A 25811-nucleotide genomic window follows, 5' to 3' on the forward strand; every position below is an offset into this window, starting at 1 on the left:
GGTAAAACCGCTTTTCGTTGCGCGTAGGCGTGTCAGCGCACTGCGATGCCCACGGTGTCCAGTCCGAGGACCTGCGTCCGCCAGTCGGACTCGGTCGTTCGCAGACAGAGCGACCCCGCATCAGTCACTGCGTAGGTCGTCCGCGCGTCGTGTGCGACCGCAATCACCGTCTCGTCCAGCGGAATCGGGTCGGCAACCCACACTCCGTCTTCGAGCGACACGACACCCTCTGAGCCGACTGCGTGGGCGCGCCCGTCGGGCATCGCCGCGACGACGCTCGCCGAGTCCTCGAACTCCGACATCCAGCCGTTTCCGAGCCTGTAGAGCCCCGATTCTGCTGCGGCGTAGGCCGTCCCCTCCGACCCGCCGAGACGACCTGCCGGGTCGGAGATGTCGGCCACGTCCGGCAGACCGACGTGAGTCAGTTCGCCATCGGTGATTCGGTAGACACCGTCGGCGGCGGCGACGAGGCTTCCGTCGATAGTCCGCACTCCCTCGGCGGTTCCGATGTCGGTCCAGCCCTCGTCGTCGAATCGGGCGATGCGACCGCCCTCGTCGGCGGCGACGACGCGGTTCTGGTGGAAGCCGACGCTCGTAGCCGGACCGAAATCGAGTTCGTGGTAGTCGTCGTCCTGAAGTAAGAGCACGTCCTCGGCGGTCGCGATTGCGACTTCGCCCGGCGACCCGGCGATGTCCCGCGGGTCGCACTTGTGGTCGATGCGGAACCCACCGACGAGGTCGTCCGAGACGTCTACGCTCACGACGCCGACGCTCGCGGCGACGTAGGCGGTCTTCTTCCCCGACTTGTCCGCGTACACGCGCTTTTCGTCTATCGAGAGGTCGAAATCAGCCATCCGTTGGGGGGAGGTTCGATGCGACGTTCAGAAAGGATTGTGGTCGTTCTCGGGGGACGGTGACGGTGAGTCGCTCTCGGTGCGGCCGGGCTACAGAAACTCTCGGACTTCGGAGTACCACATGTCGTGGTAATCGACTTCGTCGAGGGCGTCGGCGATGTCGACGGCGATGACGTGCCAGCAGCGCTCGCCCTCGTCGGGGTCGAGGTTGTAAATCGAGTCCTTGCAGGTACACCCGCGGCCTTCGACCACGTACTCGTCGTCGAAGCCGACGACCACGTCGAAGTCGCGGTAGCGCTTCACGCGTCGCTCTGAGACGGCCTCGATGGCCTGAATCCCGCGGTCGCCATGGGCGTCCGCAATGGCCTGCACGATTGGGGGCGAGAGACTGCCCGCGTCCGCGAGCGCCGCTCGCCAGTCCTCGACCGTGTCCACGTCGTCGTGTTGGCGGGTGGCAGTCAAAACGCATTCGGTGCCAGCGGAGCGGCGGCACCGATTCACATCGCAGTGGACTGCGGTACGGCGTAGAGCATCGCAATCGGTTTCCCCCCACGGTGGCGAACGCAGCATATGTACGTCAGCGAGGGAGGCGTCGAAGTCGAGGTACCCGGAGCCCGGGATGGGGCGTCTGAGGGGGCCGGAGACGATGTCTTCTACAACCCGACACAGGAGTTGAACCGGGATGTCACCGTGGCCGTGTTGCGGGCCTTCCGTGAGCGCGAACCCCGTGCGGAGACCTACCTCGACGCGATGGCCGCCTCCGGGATTCGAGGCGTCCGCGCCGCCGCCGAGGGGTACGACGTGACCTGCGCCGACCTCGACGCCGACGCGGTCGAACTCGCTCAGTCGAACCTCGACCACAACGACTTCGACGGCGAGGCGGTCCACCGCAACGCCAACGCCCTCATGTACGACGAGGTGTTCGACGTGGTCGACCTCGACCCGTTCGGCACGCCCATCCCCTTCGCCGACCCCGCGTTCGCCAACACTCGTGACCTCGTCTGCGTCACGGCGACCGACACCGCCCCCCTCTGCGGTGCCCACCAGAAAAGCGGCATCCGAAAGTACGGTTGCGTCCCGCAGAACACCGACTACCACCCCGAGATGGGACTTCGCGTCCTCGTCGGTTCGATGGTTCGAACCGCCGCCCGCTACGACAAGGCCGCCGTTCCGATTCTCTCGCACGCGACGCGCCACTACGCGCGAACCTACCTCGAACTCGACGAGCGAGCGACGAAAGCCGACGAACTCCTCGACTCGACCGGGTTCGTCTACCACTGCGAGGACTGCCTCCACCGCGAACACGAACACTCCCTCGTCGCCCACCCGCCCGAGGAGTGCACCAACTGTGGGTCGACGCGCATCCTCGAGGCCGGTCCGATTTGGCTCGGTCCCGTCTCCGAGGCCGACTTCGTCGAGTCCGTCCGCGACGAGGTAACAGACGACTTCGGCAGCGCCAAGCGCGCTCGCGGCATGCTCGACACGCTCGCCACCGAACTCGACACGCCGACGCACTTCGACCAGCACCGCCTCTGCAAACTCTGGGGCCGCTCTGCTTCGAAGATGGAGGAGTTCCTCGCGACTCTCCGAGACGCCGGGTTCGACGCGACGCCCGCCCACTACCACGGCACCGCGTTCAAGACCGACGCGACGGTCGCGGAGATTCGTGACGCGACCGCCGAACTCGACCCCGAAGCCTGAGTCGCTGTTCTCTCGGTGGGCGAGAGCCACCTCGATACTGCGGGGTAGTTTCTTTTCGCTGCGTGTCGTCTTGGTGATACGTGAGTACGAAGATTCGGTCCATCGTTCCCATCGCTCGGGCTATCGTCGAGATGGTTCAAGAGAAGGAGCTAACATTCCTCGCGGCGAGCATCTCGTACTACACGCTCGTCTCGCTCGTTCCCCTTCTCGTCTTGGGCATCGTCGTCGCGACGACCGTCGGTGGTGAGGCGCTGCAGACGCAACTGCAAGAACTCGTCAGCGAGTATCTCGTTCCCACCGGACAGAGCCTCGTCGAAGAGGCGCTTTCGGACCGAACCGGGCAGGGAAGTATCGGACTGGTGAGTTTCGGCCTCACCCTTTGGGGTGCGTTGAAGCTCTTCCGTGGCCTCGACATCGCCTTCTCTCGTATCTACGGGTCCGAACCCGGCGGGATTCTCGACCAACTCACGGACGGTCTCCTCTCGCTCGTCAGTGTTGGTCTCGGAACACTCGGCGTCGCCGCCGTGACTGCCCTACTCGCGCTGTTGCCGATTCCGTCCCTGCAACTGCTTTCGCCAGTGATTCTGCTTCTCACGCTCTGTGTGGCGTTCTTTCCGCTGTACTACGTCTTTCCCGACATGGACTTCGCGCCGCGGCAGGCAGTCCCGGGGACCGTCTTCGCAGCAGTCGGCTGGACGATTCTCGGCGTCGTCTTCGGTTTCTACGCGACTGTCGCTGGTTCGTCGGTGGCTGGTGCGCTCGGGTCGATTCTGCTGCTCGTGACGTGGTTCTACCTTTCAGGTATTATTCTCCTGACAGGAGCGGTCGTCAACGCCGTGCTCGCCGGTGTGGACGATGCGGAACCGACCGACCCGCCGGGGGAACCCGGCGACCGGGACCGGCAGCTACAACATATGGGAGTTCGACATGGCGGTCGTACGGATATGAGCGACGACCGAGGAGACACCGATAGCCCGCAGGCGGGTGACGACGCTGGCGACGAGAGCCGTGCCAGTACGTCCGTCTCCCCGCAGGGTGCCCCCGACATCGAGGAGTTGGAAGCGCGCGTCGAGGAACTCCGCGCTGACCTCGACACGTTCGAGGCCGACGTACAAGACCGGACGGTCGAAAAGCCGAAGCTCGAAGCAGAGCTCAAGCGGTACGTCCGGCGGCGAGTCCGCCGCGGCAAAGCCCGCGGATGGGGGCCGTATCTCGTGCTTCTCTACGGCGTGGTTCTCACGCTCGGCGCGTTCTACTACCTCCAGTCGGACCTCATTGCGGTCGTCGCCATGCTCATCATCTTCCTGTCGACGCTGGGGCTGTACGTCCTCTTTGTCATCTTCGGCATCGGACTGAGCGCGCTCGGCGTCCCCGGGCGCGCGGTCGACGCGGTTCGCGAGCGCCGAAGCTAACCGATGTTCTTGCAGACACGCGGCGTCGGTGAGATGGTACTCGCGGAGGCCCCGGATATCGTCGTCTTTCTGTTCGGGCTTCTCACCCAGCTCGGCGACCAGTGGTTCTTCTTCCTCGTGTTCACGTCGTTGTACTGGCTTGCTCGCCCTCGCATTTCGGAGCGCCCGCGACGAGTCGCAGCCTCGTTCGTCGCCCTCGCGTTTATCTCCCTGTCGCTGGTGACGGCGCTCAAAGTCGGCTTCGCGCTCCCTCGCCCGCCGACGGCAGACATCGCTTCGGCACCGAACTGGCCCGCCCCGCTTGCGGACCTGTACGTCTCGTTTACGACTGACGACGGCTTCGGGTTCCCAAGCGGGCACGCACTCGGGACCACGGTCGTCTACGGGGCCGCCGCGCTTCTGCTCGACGCGTGGGACCGACGGCGACGCGTCCTCGCCGCTGCGGCCATCGTCGCAACAGTCGCACTCTCACGAGTTGTCATCGGGGTTCACTACGGTATCGACGTCGTCGTCGGCGTGCTCCTCGGACTCGTCGTGTTGAAAACCGTCTTCACCGTCGCTGCTGCCGACGACGTTCCCGGCCACCTTGACCCGACGCGACTGTTCGCACTCGCGGTCGGGCTCAGTGTCGTGGCTCTCGCAGTGGTCGTCGCGACCGGGGCGTCGCACCACGCGGCAAACGCGTCTGCTGCCCTCGGTGGGTCACTCGGCGGCCTCGTCGGCTGGTCTCGGCTTTCTGACCACGAGTCACTGCCGACGCTGTCGCTTCCGGCTGCGCTCGTGTCGCTCCTCGTCGCGGGCGGGCTCTGGGTCGCTGCCGACGCGCTTCAGGTGGTTCCAATCGCGATTCTCGCGACCGGGACTGTCGTCGCGTTCATCCTCGTCGCGCCGTGGATACAGCGCCGACTGAGCAACAATGCGGCGGCTGGGCGCTCTGTCGAACGATAGTCAAACAGGGAGTCGGTTTAGGACTCCAGTCGTGCGGCGAAGAACGTCCACGGGTCGCTGTCTTCGCCGTCGGCGTCTGCTTCTTCGGCGTCAACGTCTTCTCCGTCTCTTTCGTCCGGGTTCAACGTCTCTGGCGCGCCCCACGTGTCGGTGACGCGGAACCCCGCGTTCTGTAGTTGCGCGCGCGTCTCGTCCGCGCCAGCGATGTTCCACTCCATTCGAACACCGCTTTCGAGCCAGTCGGGATTCTCGCCAGCCCACTCGTTCGACCCTTCACACAGGAGAACGCGGCCACCGGGCCGAAGGACCCGGGCGAACTCGTCGATGACCGTCTGGTGGTCGTCCATCGGAATATGAATCAGCGACCAGTAGGCGACGACGGCATCGAAGGTGTTCGATTCGAACGGGAGTGTCGTCATATCCCCCTGCAGAAGCGGTGCGTTGGCGACGTTCTCGGCGGCCCGCGACAACTGCCCGCGAGAGAAGTCGAGTCCAACCGGGTCCGCTTCGGACGCCAACCGAGACAGAATCGGTGTCCCCTGCCCACAGCCCGCGTCGAGTACGCGAGGTGACGCAGAGAGCGAGTCGAGAAACTCCGCGAGAATGTCTGTTCCATTTCCGTCACCAGTGCGCTGTTCGGCGTACACTGGAGCCAAGTCGTCGTATCCCCGACGAACGTCGTCTTTGTTCACTCTCACTGACCACTGGTGGCTCTCGATGTTGTAAGTGTCTTGTGCTGTTCTGAGAACAAATCAATCGGTTACCTTCCCAGCTCTGCCGCTCTCGGTGACGGGGTCCGAAAGATAAGAGACTGCTTGGAGTTCGTCGCGCTTAGAACTTCTCGAGGTAGCGGTCGAGTTCCCACTCGGAGACGGAGACGAGGTAGTCCTGGAACTCCTCGCGCTTCGCTTCGATGAACTTCTCGGTGACGTGGTCGCCGAGTGCGCTCTGGATGACTTCGTCCTCTTCGAGGGCGTCGACGGCCGCGCCGAGGTCCTTCGGGAGCGTCTCGATGCCGTACTCTTCGCGCTTCTGCTCGTCGAACTCGTAGATGTTCTCGCGGACCGGGTCGGGGCAGTCGAGGCCGCGCTCGATGCCGTCGAGACCGGCGTGGATGAGCGCCGCGAGAGCGAGGTACGGGTTACAGGATGGGTCGGGGAAGCGAGCCTCGATACGCGAGGCGGCCGGCGTGCGGGCGGCCGGCTTGCGGATGAGCGCCGAGCGGTTGCGGTCGGACCACGCGATGTAGACCGGCGCTTCGTAGCCGGGGACGAGGCGCTTGTAGGAGTTCACTGTCGGGTTGGCGACGGCCGTCACGGCGGGCGCGTGCTCGAGGATACCGGCGGTGAACTGCTTGGCGGTCTCGCTCAGGTCGAACTCGTCAGCACCGTCGTGGAACGCGTTCTCGCCATCCTTGAACAGCGAGATGTGCGTGTGCATCCCCGAGCCGTTGATGCGGGCGATGGGCTTGGGCATGAAGGTCGCGTGGAGGTCGTGTTCGGCCGCGATGGCGCGAACGACAGAACGGAAGGTTGCGACGTTGTCAGCCGTCGAGAGAGCGTCGTCGTACGTGAAGTTAATCTCGTGCTGGCCTTCGGCGACTTCGTGGTGCGAGGCTTCGATGTCGAAGCCCATGCTTTCGAGGCCGTAGATGATGTCACGGCGCACGTCCGAGGCGAGGTCCTTCGGCGCGAGGTCGAAGTAGCCACCGGCGTCGTTGGTCTTCGTCGTCGCACGGCCCTCGTCGTCTTCTTCGAAGAGGAAGAACTCCGGTTCGGGTGCCGCGTTGATGTCGTAGCCCATCTCTTCGGCGCGGGCGATAGCGCGTTTGAGGACGCCACGCGGGTCGCCGCTGAACGGTTCGCCTGTGGACGTGTTGAACACGTCACAGATGAGGCGGGCGGCCGCACTGTTGTCTTTCTTCCGCCACGGGAGGATGGCGAACGTGGACGGGTCGGGTTCGAGGCGCATGTCCGACTCCTGAATACGGACGAAGCCGTCGATGGACGACCCGTCGAAGTAGATGCCTTCCGTGAACGCTTTCTCCGCCTGGGACGCCGGAATCGAGACGTTCTTCACCGTGCCGAGAATGTCGGTGAATTGGAGGCGGAGGAAGTCGACGTTCTTCTCTTCGATTTCGTCGACGACTGCCTGTGCTTCGGCACTCAGGCCACCGTCAGTGACTGCATTGTCTTCCGTCATTTTCCTGGACACACGATTGGAATACCCGGAGTATAAAGACCTTTCCGCTTAATGCAATTCCCCGGTGTTCGCTGTAGAATTGGATATTCGTAAAATTCTAATGCCCCCGGACGGTTTCTCAATGTAATGACGTACGAAAACCTCGACGCCAAACTCATCAACGCACTACTCGGTGACGGTCGCGCGAGTCTGCGAAGCCTCGCCGAAGAACTCGACGTGTCGGTCACGACCGTCTCGAATCACCTTCGCGACCTCGAAGACGAGGGTGTCATCGAGGGGTACACACCGCGCGTGAACTACGACGCACTCGGCTACGACGTCACCGCCGTCATCCAACTGAAAGTCGAGGGGTCGGCCCTCCCCGACATCACAGAGCGTCTGCAGTCCGAAAAGCAGATGATTTCGGTCTACGAGGTCACCGGCGACTACGACATCATCGCTATCGGGAAGTTCCGCGACACCGACGGCATGAACACGCAAATCAAGAAGCTGCTCACCGACGCCGACATCCGCGAGTCCAACACCTCGGTCGTCCTCAACGCCGTCACCGAAAACGAGCAGTTCGAACTCGACATCGAAGAGTAGAGACTCGGACACCACTCGGTTTTACGATTATTCCGACCCTACCGAGCACTCCCAAGTCTCTACAGACGGAAGGGCAGTGTTTCGACTGGAGAATACCGGACGAGAGAGCCTGTGAGACACCCGTCTGACGGATGGCGCACACGATAGCTGTTAGTTCTCTGAAAGGGTAGTGTTTCGACTGGAGACCAACAGACTGCGGTGACTTGCGGGAGCGAACACGTGGAGATGAAGTTCCACCTTTTTGCGACCGTCACTCCGTTCCGGTCGCAAAAACCTGGAGGGAAAAAGACCGCTGGGCGGTTCCTCTGCTCAGAAGCCGTCCTCGAACACGAAGGTCCCGTTGCGCTGGACGACTTCCCCATCGACTTCGATGCGCGATTCTTCGGACATGTCGACAATCATATCGACGTGTTCGGCGCTCTCGTTGACTTCGTTGTCGTCGCCGACCGTCTCGGGGTAGGCCGACCCAACGGCCATGTGGACGGTGTCGCCCATCTTCTCGTCGAACAGCATGTTGTAGCTAAAGCGGTCGATGCTGCGGTTCATGCCGATGCCGAGTTCACCGAGGTAGCGCGCGCCCTCGTCGGTGTCGAACACGCCGTCGAGAACCTCCTCGTTTCGCTCTGCGGAGTACTCGACGACCTCGCCGTCTTCGAACGTGACGCGGACGCCCGAGACCTCGCGGCCCTGCCGGTACAGGGGCAGGTCGAAGTAGACCTCGCCGTTGACCGAGTCCTTCACGGGCGCGGTGAACACCTCGCCGCCGGGGAGGTTGTGTTCGCCCTTGTCGTTGATGGTGGTGTTGCCCGCGACGCTCATGGTCACGTCCGTCTCGTCGCCCGAGACGATGCGGACCTCCTCGGCGTCGTCCATAATCTCGACCATCTGCGCCTGCAGTTCCTCCTGTTTCTCCCAGTCGAGACTGACGGCGTCGTAGACGAAGTTCTCGTACTCCTCGGTGCTCATACCGGCGAGTTGGGCGCTGCCTTTCGCGGGGTACTGGGTGAGACACCAACGCTTCGAGAGCGCTTCTTTCTGAATCGGCTGGTAGGCCCGTCGCCACGCGGCGTTGACCTCGGGGTCTACGTCGCTCATCTCGGTCGCGTTCTCTTCGGCACGGATGTTGATGAGCACGTCCGCCTCCTCGAAGAGCGCGAGTTGGTGCGACGGCGTCTCGAACTCCTCGCTGTCCGAGGCCCGGAGGAACGCGCGGTCGAATCGGGAGTTGCTGTCGGTGGTGACGACGTACGCTCCGCGCTCGCCGAGGAGTTCACAGATGGCGGTCACGAGGTCCTCGGCGACTGGGGGTGCAGAGACGACGACGTTGTCGCCCTCCTCGACACGAGTCGAGTGGTCGACGATAGTCTGAGCATGTTCGCGGATGCGTGGGTCCATACCGCGATGTGAGTCTTCGCACACCAAACACATTTCGAAGCGCAACTATTGCCGGTGCAGTGACGCCGCGGCGAGTGACCCCCGTTTATTTCTCACTCGGGGCGGTCTCTTCGTGCGATGATAGACCTTCGCAGCGATACGGTTACACTCCCCTCCGAGGAGATGCGCGCGGCCGCGAAAGACGCCGAGGTCGGCGACGACGTCTATGGCGACGACCCGACGGTGAACGAACTCGAAGTGCGCGCCGCCGAACTGGTTGGCAAGGAGGCCGCGCTGTTTGTCCCCTCCGGCACGATGGGCAACCAGATTGCTGCCCGCGTCCACACCGACCCCGGACACGAGGCGCTCGTCGATACCGAAGCCCACGTCTACAAATGGGAGGTTGGCGGCTTCGCCGAACTGTCGAATCTGCAAATCCGCGCCTTCGATGCAGGCGAGCGGGCCGCCCCGACGCCCGAGCAAGTACGCGAGCACGCACGCGAAGAATCCCTCCACGTCGCTGGGACGGGGCTGCTCTGTCTCGAAAACACGCACAACGCTCGCGGCGGCGTCGCAATCCCGAAAGCCGATATCGACGCGGCGGCCGAGACAGCTCACGACCTCGACATTCCGGTCCACCTCGACGGTGCTCGCCTGTTCAACGCCTGTGTCGCGCTCGACGAGGACCCGGCGGCGATGGTCGAGCAGGTCGATACCGTGATGTTCTGTCTGTCGAAGGGACTCGGCGCACCCGTCGGGTCGATTCTCGCCGGTTCCGAGGCGTTCGTAGAGCAGGCTGTTCGCGTTCGCAAGCAGTTCGGCGGCGGCATGCGGCAGGCTGGCATCATCGCCGCGCCCGGACTCGTCGCCCTCGACAACGTCGAGCGCCTCGCCGACGACCACGAGAACGCCCGCATCCTCGCCGACGGACTCGACGACATCCCCGGGCTGTCGGCTCCGACGCCGGACACGAACATCGTCGTCGTCGACTCCGAAGGTGCAGGATTGACTGCCGAGGAATTCGTCGGGCTGTGTGATGACGTGAGTGTCCTTGGCGGGACGTTCGGCGAGTTCCACACGCGTTTTACGACGAACCTGAACGTGTCGCGCGTGGAGGTCAAAGAAGCAGTCGAGCGAGTTGCGAAGGCAGTGCAATCGAAGTAGGCTGTCTTCCCGCTAGAACGCCAGTCCGACGACGAGCCACAGGACGCCGCCGAGGGCGAGTGCGGCACCCACCGCCTTCGCTAATACGCGCTGGAGTTGCTCGGCTTTCTCTGGCGACTCTTTCCACTCCTTCGGCGGAACTACGTTCCGAACCGACATCGGCTGTCTGTACATGTAGCCGCCGGCGGCGATGAACATGAGCGGTGGAACGAGTAGTGCGAGGTCCATCTATAGCTCGGGTTCGATGTAGACGAAGTGGACGCGGTCGTCTTCGGACTTGAGCGTCTCTTCGATTTCGGTGATGTAGTCGTCTAGCTCCTCTGTGCTGAGACTCGAATTGAAGCTCACGTCGAGCGTGACGAGTAGCTTCTCAGCCCCGACGTAGGACGCCCTGAACTTATCGACGTGGGAGACCATCGGGTGGTCTCGAACGAGTTTGCGAAGCCGCTGTTCTTCTCGCGTCGGCACGCTCTCACCGATGAGGAGACGCTTGTTCTCCCACGCGAGCGCGATTGCGAAGCCCATGAGCATAATCCCGATGAGGAGCGCGGTGGCAGCGTCGTACATCTCGTTGCCTGTGTATTCGGTCAGTCCAATGCCGATGAGGGCGAGCACCGCGCCACCGAGGGCGACGGCGTCCTCGGTGAACGCAGTCAGCGTCGTCACGTCGCTGGTCTCGCGGAACGCTTGCACCAGTCCGTCCCACTCGTACTCGTTTATCTGGCGGCGGAGTTCGGCGTTCGCCTTCACGAAGGCGTACGTCTCGAAGACGATGGCACCGACGAGGATGGCGGCGTTGACCCAGACTGGACGAAACTCCATCCCGAAGAGGAGAACTGCCTCACCACCGCCACCGTGGCCGGGGTGCATCAGGGCGTTGTAGCCGTGTTTTGCAGACTCCCACCCGGCGATGCCGAAGAGCATCACCGAGACGAGAAACGAGTAGAAGAACTGCGCTTTGCCGAAGCCGAACGGGTGTGATTGGGTCGCCTTGCGCCCACTGTATCGGATTCCGATGAGGAGAAACACCTGATTCCCCGTGTCCGAGATGGAGTGGTACGTCTCCGAGAGCATGGAGGGACTCCCGGTCGCGAGAAAGCCGAGGAATTTGAGAATGGCGATGGCCCCGTTCGCAAACAGGGCTGCGATGACGACTGACGTGCTGCCTGCCATATCGTGGGCCACTCTGCCCGCCCGGATAGTGTTTCCGTCGTCGACATGACCGACTCCACGCCGCGGTCGGTAGGTTTCAATGCCCCCGTTGCATAGGTCGCCACATGCTCGTCGTCCTCTCTGACACCCACAGCACAGACAGTCATCGACTCTCTGGTTCTGTCCTCGATGCGGTCCACGACGCCGACCTCGTCGTCCACGCCGGGGACTTCATGCGCGAGTCCGTCCTCGACGACTTCATCGACGAGTCGAATCGGTTCCTCGGCGTCTACGGCAACAACGACGATGCGGAGATTCGCGACCGAATTCCTGACGCTCGAAACTTCACGTACGGCGGCGTCGAGTTTGCGATGACGCACACCCGGCGCGGCGGTGGCACCGCGCTCTCACTTTTCGGACGCGAACGCGGTGCTGACGCCGTTATCTTCGGCCACAGCCACCGACCGACAGTCGAAACTGGCGGCGAAGTTGCGCTTCTCAACCCGGGGAGTCACGCCCAACCGCGGGGCAACCGCGAGGCGTTCGCGGAGTTGGAAGAACTGCCTGATGGCGGACTTCGCGGTCGGTTGGTCGCGACTGACGGCGACGTATTCGAGACGTTCAGAATTCTCCCGCGGGACTGAGTGTGTAGTTTCCCTCTCCATCGAGGGGCGACAGGAGGGGGTCAGCAGGGAGGTTCGGAGGGGGCCGAAAGAATCAGCGGGGGGCAGTGCTTGGTTGGGGGGCTGTTCGAGGCCGCGTTAGGAGGACGACGGGGGGCAGGGGCACGGAACTGGGGAGGGTGGAATCACCCGTCGTCGGGGACCGAACGCAGCCTCTACCCAACCAATAGTGTGGTGAGACCAAATACACTCCGTAGGCTAAAAGAGGTGTTTTAGCTACGTAGCAGGCCAAGCGTAACCCACGCGACGAGGACTGTCAGCCCTCCGAGGAAGAACAGCGCGCCCGGCGAGAGCGACCCAATCGCATCCGCGATGCCCGACGACGCAGTCGTGATTTCGACCGCCGTGTCCGTGACGTACTGGGTTGTCGTCGTCGCCGTCTCGGTTGCGGCCGTCTCGGTCGCCGCCGGTTCCGCGGTCGGCATCGGCGTCGACGTCGCTGTCTCGGTCGGAGCGTTGGTCGCGGTCTCGACGACTGTCTCAGTCGCTTCCTCGGTCACGGTTTGTGTCCCCTCGTCACCCGCTGTCCAAGTTGCCTCCTCAGTCGTCGTCGCCTCCGAGATTCCGACATCGCCGCCGTCGGACGTCGTCGCCGACTCTGTTTCTATCGTATCTGACTGTCCACTCGCCGTGGTGGCGTTTGCGCCGTCGTATTTTGCGGTCGTCGAAGCGTTGCCCGTGCTGACAGCACCGTCACCACCACCGTCTCCGCCGCTTGCGCTACTTCCCATCGCGAACGGCGTAATTGGGCCTGTCCTCGCGAGGCGGTTGACAACGGCCGCGCCGATACCGAGGACGCCGACGCCGCCGATGAGACGCGAGAGCGCGCTCTTGAGTCCTTTCGTCTCCTCGTCGCGCCCGGCGACGACGACGAGGGCGCGGTCCGAGGGGGCATAGACGTTCATTTCGCGGCCTTTCTCGGAGTAGCGCGTGCCGGTGACTTCGATGAGGCCCGCGTCCGAGAGATTTCCGAGGTGGTACTGGACGTTCTGGAGGGACGTATCGACTTCCGTCGCGAGTTCGGAGGATGTCGCGGGCGACTCGTGGAGTGCAGAGAGCATCGACCGGGCGGTAGACGAGGAGATAGCGCCGAGAAAGTCGTCTGCCTCCTCGCTGTCGAGGCCGATGACCCGTGGGTCGCGTTCTTCCCGGTCGTCGTCCGAGCCACCGGAAAGGGAGGGAATGAGGTCGGCCATCTGTTCGCCGTACTCACCTGCCACGTATGAGTGTTGATGTTCTTGCAGGACGACACGCCGAAATTGCTATACTTCGGGGACTCGGAGACGTGCCACATGACTGGTCTTCTGGTCGTTGACGGCATCGTCGACTTTCTGGCGGGTGACCCCGTCTTCACGGGGCTGCTCGTCTTGATGCTGCTTTTCGTCTTCTTCGCGTATCTCCTCGTTCGACGGACCCTCTTGGGCCTGCGCGAGGGATACGACGACGCCCGGAAGCGATAGGATGTCCTTACGACTCCCCATGCGTAACCGAGGTGTTCGTCCGTGGTAGCTACCGGCGCAGTCGGGACGTTCGTCGTCGCAGCACTCGCGAGTCTCTTCATGGCGTGGGCTATCGGCGCGGGGTCGTCGGGGTCGACGCCGTTTGCCCCGGCTGTCGGCGCGAACGCAATCTCCGTGATGCGCGCGGGCTTTATCGTCGGCCTGCTCGGGTTCGGCGGTGCGGTTCTCCAAGGTGCAAACGTCACCAACGCCGTCGGAAACGAACTCATCGGCGGCGTCACGCTGACGGCACCCGCCGCGGTCGTGGCACTTCTCACGGCTGCTGTGCTCGTCGCGCTCGGCGTCTTTGCGGGCTACCCAATCGCCACGGCGTTCACCGTAACCGGGGCTGTCGTCGGCGTCGGCCTCGCGATGGGCGGCACTCCAGCGTGGCCCAAGTACCAACAAATCGCCGCTCTGTGGGTGCTTACGCCGTTCGTCGGCGGGAGTGCGGCATACGCCACCGCCCGCGGCCTGCGCGCCGAACGAATCTCCGAGGTCTGGGCAGTCCCTGCTCTCGCGGGGGTTGTCGGCGTTCTCGTCGCGAACATGGAGTTCGCGGCGTTCGCTGGCCCCGGCGAATCAGCCTCGATTGCGCGACTTGCGGCTCGCTCGTTGGTCGTCAGTGCAGGCGTCGGAACCGAGACGCTCTGGTTCGTCGCGTCCATGCTCGGGGTCGGGCTCATCGCTGCCGCGGTCGTCGGACGCTGGGTCACAGTCGACATCGCGTCGGGACAGCAGCGATTCCTGCTCGTCCTCGGTGGGCTCGTCGCGTTCTCTGCTGGCGGGTCGCAGGTCGGCCTCGCTATCGGGCCGCTCGTCCCGCTTCTCGACGTTGTGACCGTTCCGCTCCCGGCGCTCCTCGTCGGCGGCGGTCTCGGTCTGCTCGCCGGGTCGTGGACAGGCGCGCCGCGGATGATTAAGGCGCTCGCGCAGGACTACTCCTCGCTCGGGCCGCGCCGTTCTATCGCCGCGATGATTCCCTCGTTCGCCATCGCACAGACGGCGGTCGCTCTCGGCGTCCCCGTCTCGTTCAACGAAATCATCGTCAGCGCCATCATCGGCTCTGGATACGCCGCGAGCGGTGCTGGCGTCTCCGGGCGGAAGATGCTCTACACTGTCCTCGCGTGGATTGGGTCGCTACTCCTCGCATTTACCCTCAGTTACGGCGGGTTTACGCTCGTGTCGAGCGTACTCTCCGTGTGACTGTTCGCGCCCTCCGTACCGCACTCGCGACACTCGTTGCCGCTCTGTGGGCCGTCTTCGGCGTCTACCACGTCGCGATGGGGGTCGTCACTGGCCTCTCGATTCGTGGGGTTACGTTCGGAAGCGTCGGCCTCGGAGCGTTCGCTCTCTCGGTTCTCTTCTGGAGACGGTCACGGCGGCTCACCACGGGAACTGAGACGAACCAAGAGTTGGTCGTGCTCGCGGTGGCGTCGCTCGCGCTGATACTCGTCTCGTTCACGCTCCTCGGGTGAAAACAGAGCCGAAGGCGGCTCAGGCGTCGGTCTCGACTTCTGCCTCTTCTTCGTCGTCGATGTCCTCGGTACCGTCTGTGCCGCCGACGTTGGTCTGGATGCGCGCTTTCATGATGCGCGTGTTGTCCACCTGCTCGATGCGGATGACGATGTCGTCGTAGGTGATTTCTTCGCCCTCTTCGACGAGACGGCCCGCGCGGTTGAAGATGAAGCCGGCGAGCGTCTCGAACTCCTCGCCCTCCGGGAGTTCGATACCCAGAATCTCGTTGACCTCGTCGATGTTGACCTCTCCGCGGACGAGGAAGGTATCTTCGTCGACCTCCTCGAATGGCTCTTCCTCGTCGCCTTCGAGGATGTCGCCGACGATTTCTTCGACCATGTCTTCGAGCGTGATGAGACCCTCTGTGGTCCCGAACTCGTCGATGACGATGACCATCTGCATTCGGGTGTCCTGCATCTCGGCCATCAGTTCGTCGACGTTCTTCGATTCGGGGACGTGGAGCGTCGGCGAGACGATGTCGGCGAGGCTGATGCCGCGTTCGCCGTAGTACTTCTCACGGACGAGGTTGCGGATGTTGACGATGCCGATGACGTTGTCGAGGTTGCCGTCGTAGACGGGCACGCGCTCGTGGTCGGCCTGGACGCAGGTTTCGATGGCCTCGTCGATGGTCGCGTCCTTGGAGACGGCGGTCATGTCCAGCCGCGGGGTCATGACCTCCTTGGCAATTGTGGAGTTAAAGCGGAAGATGCGGTCGAGCATCTCGCGCTCTTCTTCCTCGATGACGCCCTCGCGCTCGCCCGTCTCGATGAGGTTCTGAATCTCGTCGCGCGTGACGTACGTCGTCTCGATGGCCGTCTGGCCACCGGTGACCTTGTTGATGACCCGGGTTAGGTAGTCGAAGAAGACGACGAGTGGCAACAGCAGCAACTCGGCGTACTTCAGGGGGCGCGCGATGCGGAGCGACCACGACTCGGTGTTTTCGACGGCGTAGGACTTCGGCGCGCTCTCGCCGAACAGCAGGACGATTGCCGTGATACCGAACGTCGCGATGGCGACGGCTTCGCCCTGTTGGAAGCCGACAAACACCAAGAGCCCGGTCGAGATGGACGACATCGCGATGTTGGCGATGTTGTTACCGACCAGGATGGTCACGAGGAGGCGGTGCGGGTCGTCTTTCAGTGCTTTCACCCGTTTTGCACCGGGGACTCCCTCTTCGACCATCGAGTCGACACGGTGTTTCGCCAGCGAGAACATCGCAATCTCGGAGGAAGAGAAGAACGCCGAGAGTGCGATAAGCACGATAATTGCAGCCACTCCGAGGGCAGTGATTACGTCGTCACCAACCGGGAGGTTCGAGACCTGTGCGGCCGCGAGTATCGTGGCTGGAAATATTGGTAGCAGCGGCAAACCCATGTAACTACAAAGTCTTGCATGGGACCGAAATTAAGAGTTGCCCTCGGACGCATCGGCAGTCGGCGTCGGGGAACGACATTTTCCAACCCAGAGACGGCATTGCGGCCCAGATACCCGGGAGCGAAGCGCTTAGGATGGAAAGTTCCTAACGACCCCCCATGTCCGACGACCAGCCGGCGATTACACTGTATCGGTTGCAGGCGTGTCCGTTCTGCGAGCGCGTCGTCCGCGTCCTCGAAGAAAAAGGGCTGGACTACCACTCGCGCTTCGTCGAACCGATGCACTCCGACCGCGACGTCGTCAAGCGCATCTCCGGCAAGCGAACCGTCCCTGCCATCGTCGACGAGAACACCGGCGTCACGATGTCTGAGTCGGCGAACATCGTCGAGTACCTCGAAAACACCTACGAGGGGGCCGCATAATGGTCGATTTCGAAATCGTCGAACTCCCCGACCACGACGCGCCCGCCGTCGGCGACACCGCGCCGGACTTCACCCGCCCGCTCGTCGAGGACGAATACTGGGAAGACGCCTCGCTGTCGGACCTGACCGACGACGGTCCTGTTCTCCTCGTCTTCCACACGATGGACGGCGCGTTCCCCGCGACGTACATCTGGAACAACCTTCGCGACCGCGGCGTCCCAGACGACATCCAGGCGGTCGGCGTCTCCATCTCGTCGCCCTACGAGCACAAGACGTTCCTCGCGGAACGCGGGGTCGACGCCAAGTTCTTCTCGGACCCCGCCGCAGGCATCGCCACCGAATACGGCATCGAAAACGACCTCGACGACATGGCTGGCATCACCGAACACCGGCCTGCGGTCTTCCTCCTCGACGAGTCGCGCGAGATTCAGTACCGGTGGGTCGCCGAAGAGTGGCCGGACTTCCCGGACTACGACGAGGTCGCTGCCGCTGTCTCGGACCCGTAGCAGACGCCATCTTTCCGAGACGCCCACACGCCACGAATACCGGCTTTCGTCACCCTTTTTCTCACCTCCCGCTTCGATTCAGCTATGAGTGACGACGCGCCGACCAACGACGACGTTCACCGAGCGGCCGCCGCCATCCGCGACGGCGACGCGGTCGTCTACCCGACAGAAACAGTCTACGGAATGGGTGCCGACGCCACCTCACCCGAGGCCGTCGAACGTGTCTTCGACATCAAAGGCCGCGACCGCGACAAACCGCTTTCGGCCGGCTTCCCGGACGTCGATTCGGCGCTCGACTACGTCGAAGTAACCGACCGCGAGGAAGCGTTCATGCGTCGGTTCCTTCCCGGTCCGGTGACTGTCGTCGTCGAACGCCGCGATAGCCTGCCGGACGTCCTCGTCTCCAGCCGCGAGCGGGTCGGCGTCCGCGTCCCTGACCACGAACTCGCGCTCGAACTCTTCCGCGCAGCTGAAACACCCGTGACGGCCACGAGTGCGAATCTCTCCGGCGCGGGGAGCATCACGAATCCGTCGCAACTCCCCGACGAGATTCACGACGCCGTCGCGTTCGTCCTCGACGGCGGCACGACACCCGGTACGGAGAGTACGGTCGTCGACCCCGGACAGGGAATCATCCACCGCCGCGGCGCGATGGCCGACGACATCGAAGCGTGGCTCGAAGACGAGTCGTAACGGCTGCGACTTCAGGACCGGGTAGCACTCACTGTCTTCTTTAGAACCCGAGCAACGACTTCAACGACCGCGTTTTCACCCCGCATTCGGTCCGATAGGAACACCCGTCGCACTTCGCCGAATCTTGGAGTCGCGGCGGGACGAAGTCGAGTTCGCGAGCGACGCGAAGCGCGCGCCGGTAGGCTGCTTTGTTTCTCGTGGTCAGTTCGACCGTCCTGACGACACCGACTGCCGGGTACTCCACGATGGCTCGCGGCACCTCGGCCTCGCGCTCCCACGCCAGCGCCTTCGCGAGCGCGACGGCTCTCACGCGCTGCGGTTCCCAGACGCCCTGTTCTGGTGGCGAACCGGGCGACACGAACGACGGAATCGGTGGGTCGCCGACGAGTTTGTGCGCGATGCCGCGACAGTCCTTTCCCGTGAGGAGGACGTCGCGGGCGACCGGTTCCGTCAGTGCCTCCCACTCCTCTCGCCTCCGTAGTTCTCGGAGGTTCGCGCGGTAGTCATCTGGGGATGTCGCGAGTGGGCGCGTCGTGAGTTCGTCGTCACTCGCGTCGGCGAGCGTTGGATACTCGAAGGCGAGTGCTCGAATCGCGTCGACCGACGATGGCGGTTCTCGCGTCTCTTCGCGGCGGGCGTAGTACAGTTGCCGCGGGCAGTAGGCGGCGTGGGCGAGGTCCGACGCGGCGACCAGCGACGACATGGCGCGTCTGGCCGCGCTTTCGTATTTATGTGTTCGCCGCCCTAGACAATCGACATGGCATCGACGTCCGTCCGCTCGTGGGTTCGAATGACGCGCCCCGAACTGGCCGTGTTCGTCTCCGGCGTCACCAGCATGGGACTGGAGATTCTCGCCGGGCGGATGGTCGCACCCGAGTTCGGAAGCAGCATCTACACGTGGGGGAGCATCATCGGCGTCTTCCTCGCCGCGCTGAGCCTCGGCTACCACCGGGGCGGCCAGCGTGCGTCCAACGCATCCACCACCGCACTCGTCTGGGTGTTCATCGCCACGGCGGCGTACATCGCGGGTCTCATCCTCCTCGGAGACTTCTTCTTGCAGACGACCGCGACGCTCCCGCTTCCTAACCGGTTCGCCTCGCTTCCGGCGGTCACACTGCTGTTCGGCCCGCCGACGTACCTCCTCGGCTACGTCAGTCCGTACGCGGCGGAACTGTCGGGACAGTCGGACGTTGGCGCGGCCTCAGGCCACGTCTACGCCGTGGGAACCGTCGGCAGCATCATCGGTGCGTTCGCGACCACGTACCTCCTCATCCCGTCGCTGAGCGTCGTCGATATTGGACTGGTCTTCGGCGTTATCTCAGTCGGCACGGCGCTATACCTCGCGCGGCCGAGCATCGGCTCGCGGGAGACTGTCTGGAGTGTCGGCATCGTCGTCCTTCTCGTCCTCGCGGCGACGACTGGGAGTATCGGCCTCGACGACCGCGGGACCACCGTCTACCACACCCAGACCGCCTATCAGGAACTCCGCGTCGTCGACGCCGGTGGGACGCGAACGCTCTATCTCGACGGGCAACCCCACAGCGCGATGGACCTCGACGACCCGACGCGGCACGTCTTCGATTACACCTCGTACTTCCACGTCCCGTTCCTCCTCTCGGACGACATCGACCGAGTGTTGTTCGTCGGCGGCGGCGGGTTCACCGGCCCGCGGGTGTTTCTGGAGAAATATCCTAACATGACCGTCGACGTGGTCGAAATCGACCCCGAAGTCGTCTCGGTCGCAAAGGAGTACTTCGACGTCGAGGAATCGGACCGGCTGAACGTCTACACGATGGGTGGGCGGCAGTACCTCCAAGAGACGAACCAGACGTACGACCTCATCGTCCTCGACGCCTATCGGAAAGATAGGGTCCCGTTCGAGTTGACTACGGTGGAGTTCATGCGACTCACCTCGGAACGACTCGACGAGGACGGCATCCTCTTTGCCAACATCATCTCCGCGCCGAGCGGCCCCGCCTCGAAGTTCTACCGCGCCGAGTATAAGACGATTAACCAGGTCTACCCGCAGGTGTACAGTTTCCCCACCGCGGGGAGCGTCGTCGTCCAGAACATCGAGGTGGTGGCGACGAAGAACTCGACGCTCGTCACCCGAAACGAGTTGCAGCAGCGGAACCGCCAGCGCGACGTGGGCGTCTATCTTGCGTCCGAAGTCTCGACCTACCGGAACAGCGAACCGACCGACGACGTGCCGATTCTCCGCGACGACCGCGCTCCGGTCGATAGCCTCATGGACCCGATGGTCGGCCAGCGATACGTCATCCAGCAGTCGAACGAGAGCGAGCGGACCGAAACCAACAGCAGTGGGAGTGACCCGCCCGAGAACGACGGCAGCGGAAGTGACCGAAACGAAGTCGATGCGAAGGTGATTGCTGCCGCCACCCGCCGTTAGCGAGGCATTAGCTAACACGCTTCTGTGCGTTTGTCAAGAGAATGAGCCAATACCGGCAGTCGGTATTCGCGTCGATACTCCCTAATCGACTCCTCCAGCCAATCAAGCAACACGGCGTGGCGGGTGCAACGCGAAAGGCACTCACCAGTCCGATGGCAGTGTATCGGCATCTCTCGTCCGCCGGAACGACGGAATTGCTGCCGAGACACCGGTATGAATCCCCGCCGTCCCCGAACGAACTCGAATCGTTCGTCTCGGACCTCGGAATCGAAGCGACGCGTCGTGACGTCACCGACGCGTGGCTCGCACTCGCGGGCGACGAACAGTTCCGTGCGGAGTTGACGGCGTCGTTCCGGCGAACTGCGACCGGTCCGGACATGTTCTACCACAACTGGCGCGACGTTCTCTCCGCTCTCGTTCGACTCACGGAACCTGAGATGGTGGTCGAAACCGGCGTTCGTGGGGGGCTGAGTGCAGCGTATCTATTGAGTGCCCTCGACCAAAACGCCCGCGGGTCCCTCGTTTCTATCGACCTCGGAGATACCTCGGTGTTGCCCGCAGACCTCGACGACCCAGAAATCGGGTGGCTCGTCCCCCAGCGACTCCGGGAGCGCTGGGAGTTACGCTTGGGTGACTCGACAACCGAACTGCCGTCTGTCCTCGACGACAGCACGGACCTGTTCTTCAGCGACGTTCCGAATGTCATCCTCCGAGACGAGTTGGCGATAGCGGCGACACGGATGCGCCCGGGGTCGCTTATCGTTACCTGTTGCCCCGCTGGGTCGGCCGCCGAAGCGACGTGGAACGAGTTCGCCGACGCCGCGCTCACGAACACCGCGCGAGCGACGCGATGGGTGTCTGAAGGCGGTCGTTCGGACCTCTGTGCCGGTATCTTGGGGGACGACGGCGCGGGTGGATTCGAGGCGTAAATCGCGCTGCATTCGTCTCCGCACTACTTCTCCGATGGCCTGCTTCACCCCTCAGACTGCCAGTCGAAGGCTCGCGACAGGTCGTGTGGGATGTGGCCGCCGCCTCGTTCTGCCCGCTTCAGATACCGGCGGAGGTCGCTTCGATACTCGGGGTGCGCGCAGTGTTCGACCATCTCTTCGGCTCGCTCTCGTGGTGAGAGTCCGCGCAAGTCGGCGACGCCCTGTTCCGTAATCACGACCGAGATATCCTGTTCGGTGTGGTCGACGTGCGGAACCATCGGCACGATGCGCGAGATGGCGCCCTCCTTTGCGGTCGACGACAGCGCCACAATCGGAATGAGCGCGTTGCGGTTGAAGTCTCCGCTCCCGCCGATGCCGTTCATCAGGTGCGTCCCACCGAGGTGCGTCGAATTAACGTGTCCATAGAGGTCGACTTCGAGGGCGCTGTTGACGCCGACGACACCGAAGCGGTTGACGACCGCCGGGTTGTTGGAGATGTCCGACGGCCGGAGCACGACGTTCTCTGCGTAGCGGTCGATGTCTTCGCAGAGCCGGTCTTGGCCGTCTTGGGACAGCGCGAGAGAGGTCGCACTCGCCACGTCGAGCAGTCCGTCGTCGAGCAGGTCCAAGAGGCCGTCCTGTATCACCTCGCCGTAGTAGTTGACCTCGCGGTCGCCGAAGTCGAAGTCGCCGAGCGCGCCCATAAGCGCGTTTCCGAGACTTCCGACGCCGAACTGGAGTTGAACCGACTCCGCAAAGACCGGGTTGTCGTGAATCTCGTCGGCCAGAAACTCCAGGAGGTTCGCAGCGATAGCGCGGTCGGCCGCGGTCGGTTCGCGGAACGTGTAGGAAGTGTCTCGGCGCTCGGTTCTCGTGACGCCGACGAGCTTCTCGCTCGGGAACTGGATTCGCGACGTCCCGATTCGCTCGCCGGGGTGAGTCAGCGGAATCGGCTCGCGATTGGGCGGTCGCCCCGGCCGGTAGACGTCGTGTATCGCTTCGAGCTCTCGCGGGAGCGAGTCGTTGATTTCGACGATGAGGCGGTCTGCGGCGGCGACGTATGCGGGGGTTGGACCGATAGATAGCGAGGGAACGAACCAGTCGTCGCCTATGGCGACTGCCTCGACGACCGCGATGTCGACATCGACGTGCTGCCCGAGTTCGATTTCGTCACTGAGGCGGGAGATGTGGCTGTCGTGAAACGCGATTTGGCCCTCGTTAATCGCCGCACGGGCCTCCGGTGTGACCTGATAGGGATACCGGCGCTCGATAGCTCCCGCTTCGACGAGCCGCGTGTCTATCTCTTCGCCGACGCTGCCGCCGCTGACGATGGTCAACGAGAGGTCGCGGTCGCTCTCGGCGAGTGCGAGCGGCACGGCCTTCGGGTAGCCGACGCTCCCGAACCCGCTCGTCGCGAGGGTTGCATCCGCCGGAATCGATGCCGCGAGCGTCTCGGCATCTTGGACGGTGACTGACCCGTGGATTCGATTCTCGCTCGGCTGGCTGTGGTTTTCGTCGGTCATCTCAGTTCACGTCCTCCGGTTGGGTACCGATTCCTTCCAGCCAGCCGGGTGGCGTGGCTGCGCTCGGTTGGGCGGACTCGCGTTTCAACACCATCGCGGTTCGTTCGAGCGACAACACGGGGTCGCCGTCTTGGTTGTACGCGCGAAGCTCCGTCGTGACGAGGCCGACGTGGTTTCGCGACTCGCTCGGACGGGTTTCGAGCACCTCCGATTCGGCGAATATCGTATCGCCGTGATAGACCGGTGCGTGGTGTTTGACCTTGTCGTAGCCGAGATTCGCCGTCGCGTTCATGGTCACGTCGATGACGCTCATGCCGACCGCGAGCGCGATAACGACCGTCCCGTTGACGAGGCGTTCACCGAACTCCGTCTGGCTCGCGTAGGCCTCGTTGAAGTGCATTGGATTGAGGTTCATCGTCACGTTCGTCAGCCACACGTCGTCGGTCTCGGTGACGGTTCGGCCGAACGGGTGTTTGTACACGTCGCCGACGCGGAAGTCTTCGAAGAAACGTCCGTGCCAGCCGCTGACGAGTCGGCGTTCGGATGTGTCGGTCGAGCGTTCGGTCATTGACACTCAGTTTCGCGCTCCGAACGTTACTCTGTTCTGTCGAGGGCGTCCCGGTAGGCACGCGGTCCCGCGACGGCGGCGGTTCCGAGTACCATCAGCATCACTCCCGTTTCCAGTCGTTGGCTCGCGACGACAGCGGGCGTGAGCATTCCGGTCAAAAGGAGGACGCCGACGAGAAACATGATACTGCCGAGGACATCGAGTGGTTGAATATTCACCTTGGTTGAGGTGATTCCCGCTCGTCGCAAAAGTCTTATTGCTGTTATTTGGGAGACCGCGGTGACGGATGGCGATTACTGTCTGAAAAATTCTATCTCGAATCCATTTAGAATGTGGACGATGAGAGATTGACCTTTCTCCCCGGTTACTTCCCATTGCGTACTGCGCTGGGCACGCTCCTGGTCTTTCGAACTGCGTTGGGTGTGTTCCTCGTCTTCCATCTGCTCCGCTTCGACCTGTACGTCGTACGTTCCGGGGCGAGCAACGTCAGTGTGTGTCGAGCGATAGCCGTGCGCTGGCGGTTTTTGGACTCTCTCACGGTATACTTGCTTGGGACCCGAAAATAGTCCGCCGTCACGTCGTATCGTAATTTCGACCCAAATTTTCTGTTCTGTGAGGTTCCCAACCTGAATATTCCCGCTCTCATTGGGGGGTAGCGAACAGCCAGCAAGCGGAACGGTTCCGACAGTTGCGGCGATGAATTGACGTCTGGAGGGCACAATTGTTCAATGAATTGCCATGAGTATACGTCTTTTGTATCTCACGTCCTCCAAGCACAGAATCACTAAAGAATATTCGACAAACAAGATATAAATAATAACTAGGGGTGTGAATAACGTTTTATCACATAGTCAATTATCTTTCATAATTTCAATTGTCCGTTCGATATCTATGTCTGGTGTGTCACTGTATATGACCTCTGGACCTGCACAGTGGTGAATCACTTCAAAGCTATAGCTTTGACTCAAATTGACATCCATCTCTCTGACATCTTTCTCTATATCCGCTGCTTCGAAGTCCCACTGAACACCTACTGTGTCTTTTTGACCGGTAGGAAGCTCTTCTCCATCAACTCCGTAATCAAACTTCCAGTCTGTATATTCGTAAGGTTGCGGATCATACTCTACACTTGAGTAATATGCGATTGAAGGTCCCGCACTGATTGGTCCTAACCCAACAGAAATTGAGAATTTGATGTCATCATCTTTTTCGTCCTCACCTGGTTTTTGTGCATCTGTACATAATACAGTTTGGTCCTGGGCTTCAGGATAACCAACTCTGAAATTAGCTTCGGTCCCTTGAATATACCAAGACCCACCACCATAGATCCCACACCCCTTGTCTGGGTCTTTTATCTCCGGTTGTTCACTGAAGTATCCCTGTAGATGCCAAGTGTTGGATTCATGTTCGACTAACTTCTCAGGATCATCGTCAACAGGCCCACTTTCATCCACCGTTGCGAACCCGTGGTACTTCCAGCCTGTGATGTTATTTCCGTCTTTGTCATCTGATTCAACAGGTTTCTGATCGACAGGTTTGTACCCCATTATCGATCACCCTGAAGCTTCGTCTGTTGAAGAACGCTTTTCCAGTCGCTATCGTGTCCCTTTGGGCGAAGTGTGAACGCAACTTTACGCCTATTTTTCTCGAAGTACCCGCCGATACCGCCATCATCAACCGCAGTAAGGCTAACATATTTAGCGGGGATATCGTTTGCATTCTTTTTGCTCAGGTTCTTTTTATCTTTCTTGAATTTATGCTTTGTTTTACTAAATTTATTCCGTGACTTTGTGGTCATCTCTGACGTATTTAATTTATTCATGTTGAATTTCTTATTCCCAACTCGGAGGTTCCCTGTGAGATCACTGTGTAAACCATTCATCTGTGCAGAAGCATCACCCAGTATTTCGTGGGTCACTGGGTCGTAGGCAACACCAGTATACTTTGATCCACTGTTTTTAGCCGCGACAGTTGGTACTACCGTGGTTCCAAGCATACCTGCACCAATGGTTTTCAACACAGTTCTTCTCTTCTGGGTTGGAGGGCGTTTACCCATACTATCTTGTCAACCAGAAATAAATTAAAACTTTCTAACTATAATTGGTAACTACTATTATATGGGTTGAATCAATATTGTATATGTAGCGAATTACAATCGACTAATGTATTAGGAAATTTGATCTTAATGGTGATTGCGTATACAAAATTCTAGTTTTCACAACAGTGAGTTTTTAGGAATGGGTTAGAAGAGCAATTCTCTTCAGAAGACTGATTATAGTTTGTGTTTTGAAGAT

The 25811-nt window shown here is 61.8% G+C and carries 28 protein-coding genes and 1 pseudogene; 14 read left to right on the forward strand and 15 right to left on the reverse strand.

Annotated features, from left to right (window positions below):
* Positions 1–32 precede the first annotated feature (32 nt).
* Both C453_RS03370 and C453_RS03375 read right to left on the reverse strand, forming a co-directional pair.
* On the reverse strand, positions 33–854 hold the full coding sequence (locus tag C453_RS03370) for an HVO_0234 family beta-propeller protein (protein WP_008322706.1): 822 nt from the start codon (positions 852–854) through the stop codon (positions 33–35).
* 90 nt (positions 855–944) lie between these two features.
* On the reverse strand, positions 945–1289 hold the full coding sequence (locus C453_RS03375) for an SWIM zinc finger family protein (RefSeq protein ID WP_007544361.1): 345 nt from the start codon (positions 1287–1289) through the stop codon (positions 945–947).
* A gap of 135 nt (positions 1290–1424) precedes the next feature.
* Here C453_RS03375 and C453_RS03380 point away from each other — a divergent pair, with 135 nt between their 5' ends.
* From C453_RS03380 to C453_RS03390, 3 genes are all read left to right on the forward strand, one after another.
* The gene (locus tag C453_RS03380; RefSeq protein ID WP_008322708.1) at positions 1425–2555 is read left to right on the forward strand and encodes a tRNA (guanine(26)-N(2))-dimethyltransferase; all 1131 of its coding nucleotides are present in this window, start codon (positions 1425–1427) and stop codon (positions 2553–2555) included.
* 80 nt (positions 2556–2635) lie between these two features.
* A complete protein-coding gene (locus C453_RS03385) occupies positions 2636–3967 on the forward strand; it encodes a YihY/virulence factor BrkB family protein (protein ID WP_008322709.1) in 1332 nt (443 codons plus the stop codon).
* A gap of 3 nt (positions 3968–3970) precedes the next feature.
* The gene (locus tag C453_RS03390) at positions 3971–4915 is read left to right on the forward strand and encodes a phosphatase PAP2 family protein (RefSeq protein WP_008322710.1); all 945 of its coding nucleotides are present in this window, start codon (positions 3971–3973) and stop codon (positions 4913–4915) included.
* Positions 4916–4932: 17 nt separating this feature from the next.
* Here C453_RS03390 and C453_RS03395 read toward each other — a convergent pair whose 3' ends face one another.
* Together C453_RS03395 and glnA are read right to left on the reverse strand one after the other, a co-directional pair.
* Positions 4933–5607 (reverse strand): class I SAM-dependent methyltransferase, encoded by a 675-nt coding sequence (locus C453_RS03395; RefSeq protein ID WP_008322711.1) that lies wholly within the window; start codon positions 5605–5607, stop codon positions 4933–4935.
* Between the two features lie 139 nt (positions 5608–5746).
* Positions 5747–7117, reverse strand: a complete 1371-nt coding sequence (gene glnA / locus C453_RS03400; RefSeq protein ID WP_008322712.1) for a type I glutamate--ammonia ligase — start codon at positions 7115–7117, stop codon at positions 5747–5749.
* Positions 7118–7234: 117 nt separating this feature from the next.
* Here glnA and lrp point away from each other — a divergent pair.
* Positions 7235–7702, forward strand: a pseudogene (gene lrp, locus C453_RS03405) (HTH-type transcriptional regulator Lrp); the annotation flags it as partial.
* Between the two features lie 309 nt (positions 7703–8011).
* Here lrp and C453_RS03410 read toward each other — a convergent pair.
* Positions 8012–9097, reverse strand: a complete 1086-nt coding sequence (locus C453_RS03410; protein ID WP_008322713.1) for an aminopeptidase — start codon at positions 9095–9097, stop codon at positions 8012–8014.
* A gap of 117 nt (positions 9098–9214) precedes the next feature.
* Here C453_RS03410 and C453_RS03415 point away from each other — a divergent pair, with 117 nt between their 5' ends.
* Positions 9215–10240, forward strand: a complete 1026-nt coding sequence (locus C453_RS03415) for a threonine aldolase family protein (RefSeq protein ID WP_008322714.1) — start codon at positions 9215–9217, stop codon at positions 10238–10240.
* Positions 10241–10252: 12 nt separating this feature from the next.
* On the opposite strand, the gene C453_RS03420 is transcribed toward C453_RS03415, so the two are convergent.
* Positions 10253–10468 carry a hypothetical protein gene (locus C453_RS03420; protein WP_008322715.1) on the reverse strand — a complete coding sequence of 72 codons (216 nt, stop codon included), beginning with the start codon at positions 10466–10468 and terminating at the stop codon, positions 10253–10255.
* The gene (locus tag C453_RS03425) at positions 10469–11413 is read right to left on the reverse strand and encodes a cation diffusion facilitator family transporter (protein ID WP_008322716.1); all 945 of its coding nucleotides are present in this window, start codon (positions 11411–11413) and stop codon (positions 10469–10471) included.
* Positions 11414–11517: 104 nt separating this feature from the next.
* Here C453_RS03425 and C453_RS03430 point away from each other — a divergent pair, with 104 nt between their 5' ends.
* Positions 11518–12036 carry a metallophosphoesterase gene (locus C453_RS03430; protein ID WP_008322717.1) on the forward strand — a complete coding sequence of 173 codons (519 nt, stop codon included), beginning with the start codon at positions 11518–11520 and terminating at the stop codon, positions 12034–12036.
* 251 nt (positions 12037–12287) lie between these two features.
* Here C453_RS03430 and C453_RS03435 read toward each other — a convergent pair whose 3' ends face one another.
* Positions 12288–13271: an ArsR/SmtB family transcription factor gene (locus tag C453_RS03435; protein WP_049907524.1), complete on the reverse strand. Its 984-nt coding sequence runs from the start codon at positions 13269–13271 to the stop codon at positions 12288–12290.
* 96 nt (positions 13272–13367) lie between these two features.
* Here C453_RS03435 and C453_RS03440 point away from each other — a divergent pair, with 96 nt between their 5' ends.
* Genes C453_RS03440 through C453_RS03450 form a run of 3 tightly spaced genes read left to right on the forward strand, consistent with a single transcriptional unit; the run spans position 13368 to position 15052 of the window.
* Positions 13368–13535 (forward strand): DUF7859 family protein, encoded by a 168-nt coding sequence (locus tag C453_RS03440; protein ID WP_193788049.1) that lies wholly within the window; start codon positions 13368–13370, stop codon positions 13533–13535.
* A 42-nt stretch (positions 13536–13577) separates the two neighbouring features.
* On the forward strand, positions 13578–14780 hold the full coding sequence (locus C453_RS03445) for an inorganic phosphate transporter (protein ID WP_008322719.1): 1203 nt from the start codon (positions 13578–13580) through the stop codon (positions 14778–14780).
* Positions 14777–15052 carry a hypothetical protein gene (locus tag C453_RS03450; RefSeq protein WP_008322720.1) on the forward strand — a complete coding sequence of 92 codons (276 nt, stop codon included), beginning with the start codon at positions 14777–14779 and terminating at the stop codon, positions 15050–15052. The genes C453_RS03445 and C453_RS03450 overlap by 4 nt, the downstream gene beginning before the upstream one ends.
* Before the next feature lie 19 nt (positions 15053–15071).
* Here C453_RS03450 and C453_RS03455 read toward each other — a convergent pair whose 3' ends face one another.
* Positions 15072–16466 carry a hemolysin family protein gene (locus C453_RS03455; RefSeq protein ID WP_008322721.1) on the reverse strand — a complete coding sequence of 465 codons (1395 nt, stop codon included), beginning with the start codon at positions 16464–16466 and terminating at the stop codon, positions 15072–15074.
* Between the two features lie 158 nt (positions 16467–16624).
* Here C453_RS03455 and C453_RS03460 point away from each other — a divergent pair, with 158 nt between their 5' ends.
* The 3 genes from C453_RS03460 to C453_RS03470 all read left to right on the forward strand — a co-directional run bounded on the left by C453_RS03460 (position 16625) and on the right by C453_RS03470 (position 18087).
* The gene (locus tag C453_RS03460) at positions 16625–16888 is read left to right on the forward strand and encodes a glutathione S-transferase N-terminal domain-containing protein (RefSeq protein ID WP_008322722.1); all 264 of its coding nucleotides are present in this window, start codon (positions 16625–16627) and stop codon (positions 16886–16888) included.
* Entirely contained in the window at positions 16888–17394 is a 507-nt protein-coding gene (locus C453_RS03465) for a redoxin domain-containing protein (protein ID WP_008322723.1), read from the forward strand. Before C453_RS03460 ends, C453_RS03465 begins: the two co-directional genes overlap by 1 nt.
* Before the next feature lie 84 nt (positions 17395–17478).
* Positions 17479–18087, forward strand: a complete 609-nt coding sequence (locus C453_RS03470) for an L-threonylcarbamoyladenylate synthase (RefSeq protein WP_008322724.1) — start codon at positions 17479–17481, stop codon at positions 18085–18087.
* A gap of 40 nt (positions 18088–18127) precedes the next feature.
* Here C453_RS03470 and C453_RS03475 read toward each other — a convergent pair whose 3' ends face one another.
* Complete coding sequence (locus C453_RS03475; protein ID WP_008322726.1) at positions 18128–18790, reverse strand: CRISPR-associated protein Cas4; 663 nt, start codon at positions 18788–18790, stop codon at positions 18128–18130.
* A gap of 54 nt (positions 18791–18844) precedes the next feature.
* Here C453_RS03475 and C453_RS03480 point away from each other — a divergent pair, with 54 nt between their 5' ends.
* Together C453_RS03480 and C453_RS03485 are read left to right on the forward strand one after the other, a co-directional pair.
* Positions 18845–20497, forward strand: a complete 1653-nt coding sequence (locus C453_RS03480; protein WP_008322727.1) for a spermidine synthase — start codon at positions 18845–18847, stop codon at positions 20495–20497.
* Between the two features lie 41 nt (positions 20498–20538).
* The gene (locus tag C453_RS03485) at positions 20539–21426 is read left to right on the forward strand and encodes a class I SAM-dependent methyltransferase (RefSeq protein WP_049907487.1); all 888 of its coding nucleotides are present in this window, start codon (positions 20539–20541) and stop codon (positions 21424–21426) included.
* A gap of 44 nt (positions 21427–21470) precedes the next feature.
* Here the strand turns inward: C453_RS03485 and C453_RS03490 are convergent, their stop codons facing one another.
* The 5 genes from C453_RS03490 to C453_RS03515 all read right to left on the reverse strand — a co-directional run bounded on the left by C453_RS03490 (position 21471) and on the right by C453_RS03515 (position 25573).
* Entirely contained in the window at positions 21471–22949 is a 1479-nt protein-coding gene (locus C453_RS03490) for an acetyl-CoA hydrolase/transferase C-terminal domain-containing protein (RefSeq protein ID WP_008322729.1), read from the reverse strand.
* 1 nt (position 22950) lies between these two features.
* A complete protein-coding gene (locus tag C453_RS03495) occupies positions 22951–23517 on the reverse strand; it encodes a MaoC family dehydratase (RefSeq protein WP_008322730.1) in 567 nt (188 codons plus the stop codon).
* A 26-nt stretch (positions 23518–23543) separates the two neighbouring features.
* Complete coding sequence (locus C453_RS03500) at positions 23544–23735, reverse strand: hypothetical protein (protein WP_008322731.1); 192 nt, start codon at positions 23733–23735, stop codon at positions 23544–23546.
* 633 nt (positions 23736–24368) lie between these two features.
* Positions 24369–25064 carry a hypothetical protein gene (locus tag C453_RS03510; protein WP_008322732.1) on the reverse strand — a complete coding sequence of 232 codons (696 nt, stop codon included), beginning with the start codon at positions 25062–25064 and terminating at the stop codon, positions 24369–24371.
* Entirely contained in the window at positions 25064–25573 is a 510-nt protein-coding gene (locus C453_RS03515; protein WP_152418006.1) for a hypothetical protein, read from the reverse strand. Before C453_RS03515 ends, C453_RS03510 begins: the two co-directional genes overlap by 1 nt.
* Positions 25574–25811 lie beyond the last annotated feature (238 nt).

It is taken from the genome of Haloferax elongans ATCC BAA-1513 (assembly GCF_000336755.1).
GTDB lineage: Archaea > Halobacteriota > Halobacteria > Halobacteriales > Haloferacaceae > Haloferax > Haloferax elongans.

Excerpts from the sequence above, each read along its gene's own strand:
- C453_RS03370 (WP_008322706.1), bottom strand. The coding sequence starts at position 854 with ATGGCTGATTTCGACCTCTCGATAGACGAAAAGCGCGTGTACGCGGAC.
- C453_RS03380 (WP_008322708.1), top strand. The coding sequence starts at position 1,425 with ATGTACGTCAGCGAGGGAGGCGTCGAAGTCGAGGTACCCGGAGCCCGG.
- C453_RS03390 (WP_008322710.1), top strand. The coding sequence starts at position 3,971 with ATGTTCTTGCAGACACGCGGCGTCGGTGAGATGGTACTCGCGGAGGCC.
- glnA (WP_008322712.1), bottom strand. The coding sequence starts at position 7,117 with ATGACGGAAGACAATGCAGTCACTGACGGTGGCCTGAGTGCCGAAGCA.
- C453_RS03410 (WP_008322713.1), bottom strand. The coding sequence starts at position 9,097 with ATGGACCCACGCATCCGCGAACATGCTCAGACTATCGTCGACCACTCG.
- C453_RS03415 (WP_008322714.1), top strand. The coding sequence starts at position 9,215 with ATGATAGACCTTCGCAGCGATACGGTTACACTCCCCTCCGAGGAGATG.
- C453_RS03420 (WP_008322715.1), bottom strand. The coding sequence starts at position 10,468 with ATGGACCTCGCACTACTCGTTCCACCGCTCATGTTCATCGCCGCCGGC.
- C453_RS03425 (WP_008322716.1), bottom strand. The coding sequence starts at position 11,413 with ATGGCAGGCAGCACGTCAGTCGTCATCGCAGCCCTGTTTGCGAACGGG.
- C453_RS03430 (WP_008322717.1), top strand. The coding sequence starts at position 11,518 with ATGCTCGTCGTCCTCTCTGACACCCACAGCACAGACAGTCATCGACTC.
- C453_RS03435 (WP_049907524.1), bottom strand. The coding sequence starts at position 13,271 with ATGGCCGACCTCATTCCCTCCCTTTCCGGTGGCTCGGACGACGACCGG.
- C453_RS03440 (WP_193788049.1), top strand. The coding sequence starts at position 13,368 with ATGACTGGTCTTCTGGTCGTTGACGGCATCGTCGACTTTCTGGCGGGT.
- C453_RS03455 (WP_008322721.1), bottom strand. The coding sequence starts at position 16,466 with ATGGGTTTGCCGCTGCTACCAATATTTCCAGCCACGATACTCGCGGCC.
- C453_RS03460 (WP_008322722.1), top strand. The coding sequence starts at position 16,625 with ATGTCCGACGACCAGCCGGCGATTACACTGTATCGGTTGCAGGCGTGT.
- C453_RS03465 (WP_008322723.1), top strand. The coding sequence starts at position 16,888 with ATGGTCGATTTCGAAATCGTCGAACTCCCCGACCACGACGCGCCCGCC.
- C453_RS03470 (WP_008322724.1), top strand. The coding sequence starts at position 17,479 with ATGAGTGACGACGCGCCGACCAACGACGACGTTCACCGAGCGGCCGCC.
- C453_RS03475 (WP_008322726.1), bottom strand. The coding sequence starts at position 18,790 with ATGTCGTCGCTGGTCGCCGCGTCGGACCTCGCCCACGCCGCCTACTGC.
- C453_RS03480 (WP_008322727.1), top strand. The coding sequence starts at position 18,845 with ATGGCATCGACGTCCGTCCGCTCGTGGGTTCGAATGACGCGCCCCGAA.
- C453_RS03485 (WP_049907487.1), top strand. The coding sequence starts at position 20,539 with ATGAGCCAATACCGGCAGTCGGTATTCGCGTCGATACTCCCTAATCGA.
- C453_RS03490 (WP_008322729.1), bottom strand. The coding sequence starts at position 22,949 with ATGACCGACGAAAACCACAGCCAGCCGAGCGAGAATCGAATCCACGGG.
- C453_RS03495 (WP_008322730.1), bottom strand. The coding sequence starts at position 23,517 with ATGACCGAACGCTCGACCGACACATCCGAACGCCGACTCGTCAGCGGC.
- C453_RS03510 (WP_008322732.1), bottom strand. The coding sequence starts at position 25,064 with ATGGGGTACAAACCTGTCGATCAGAAACCTGTTGAATCAGATGACAAA.
- C453_RS03515 (WP_152418006.1), bottom strand. The coding sequence starts at position 25,573 with ATGGGTAAACGCCCTCCAACCCAGAAGAGAAGAACTGTGTTGAAAACC.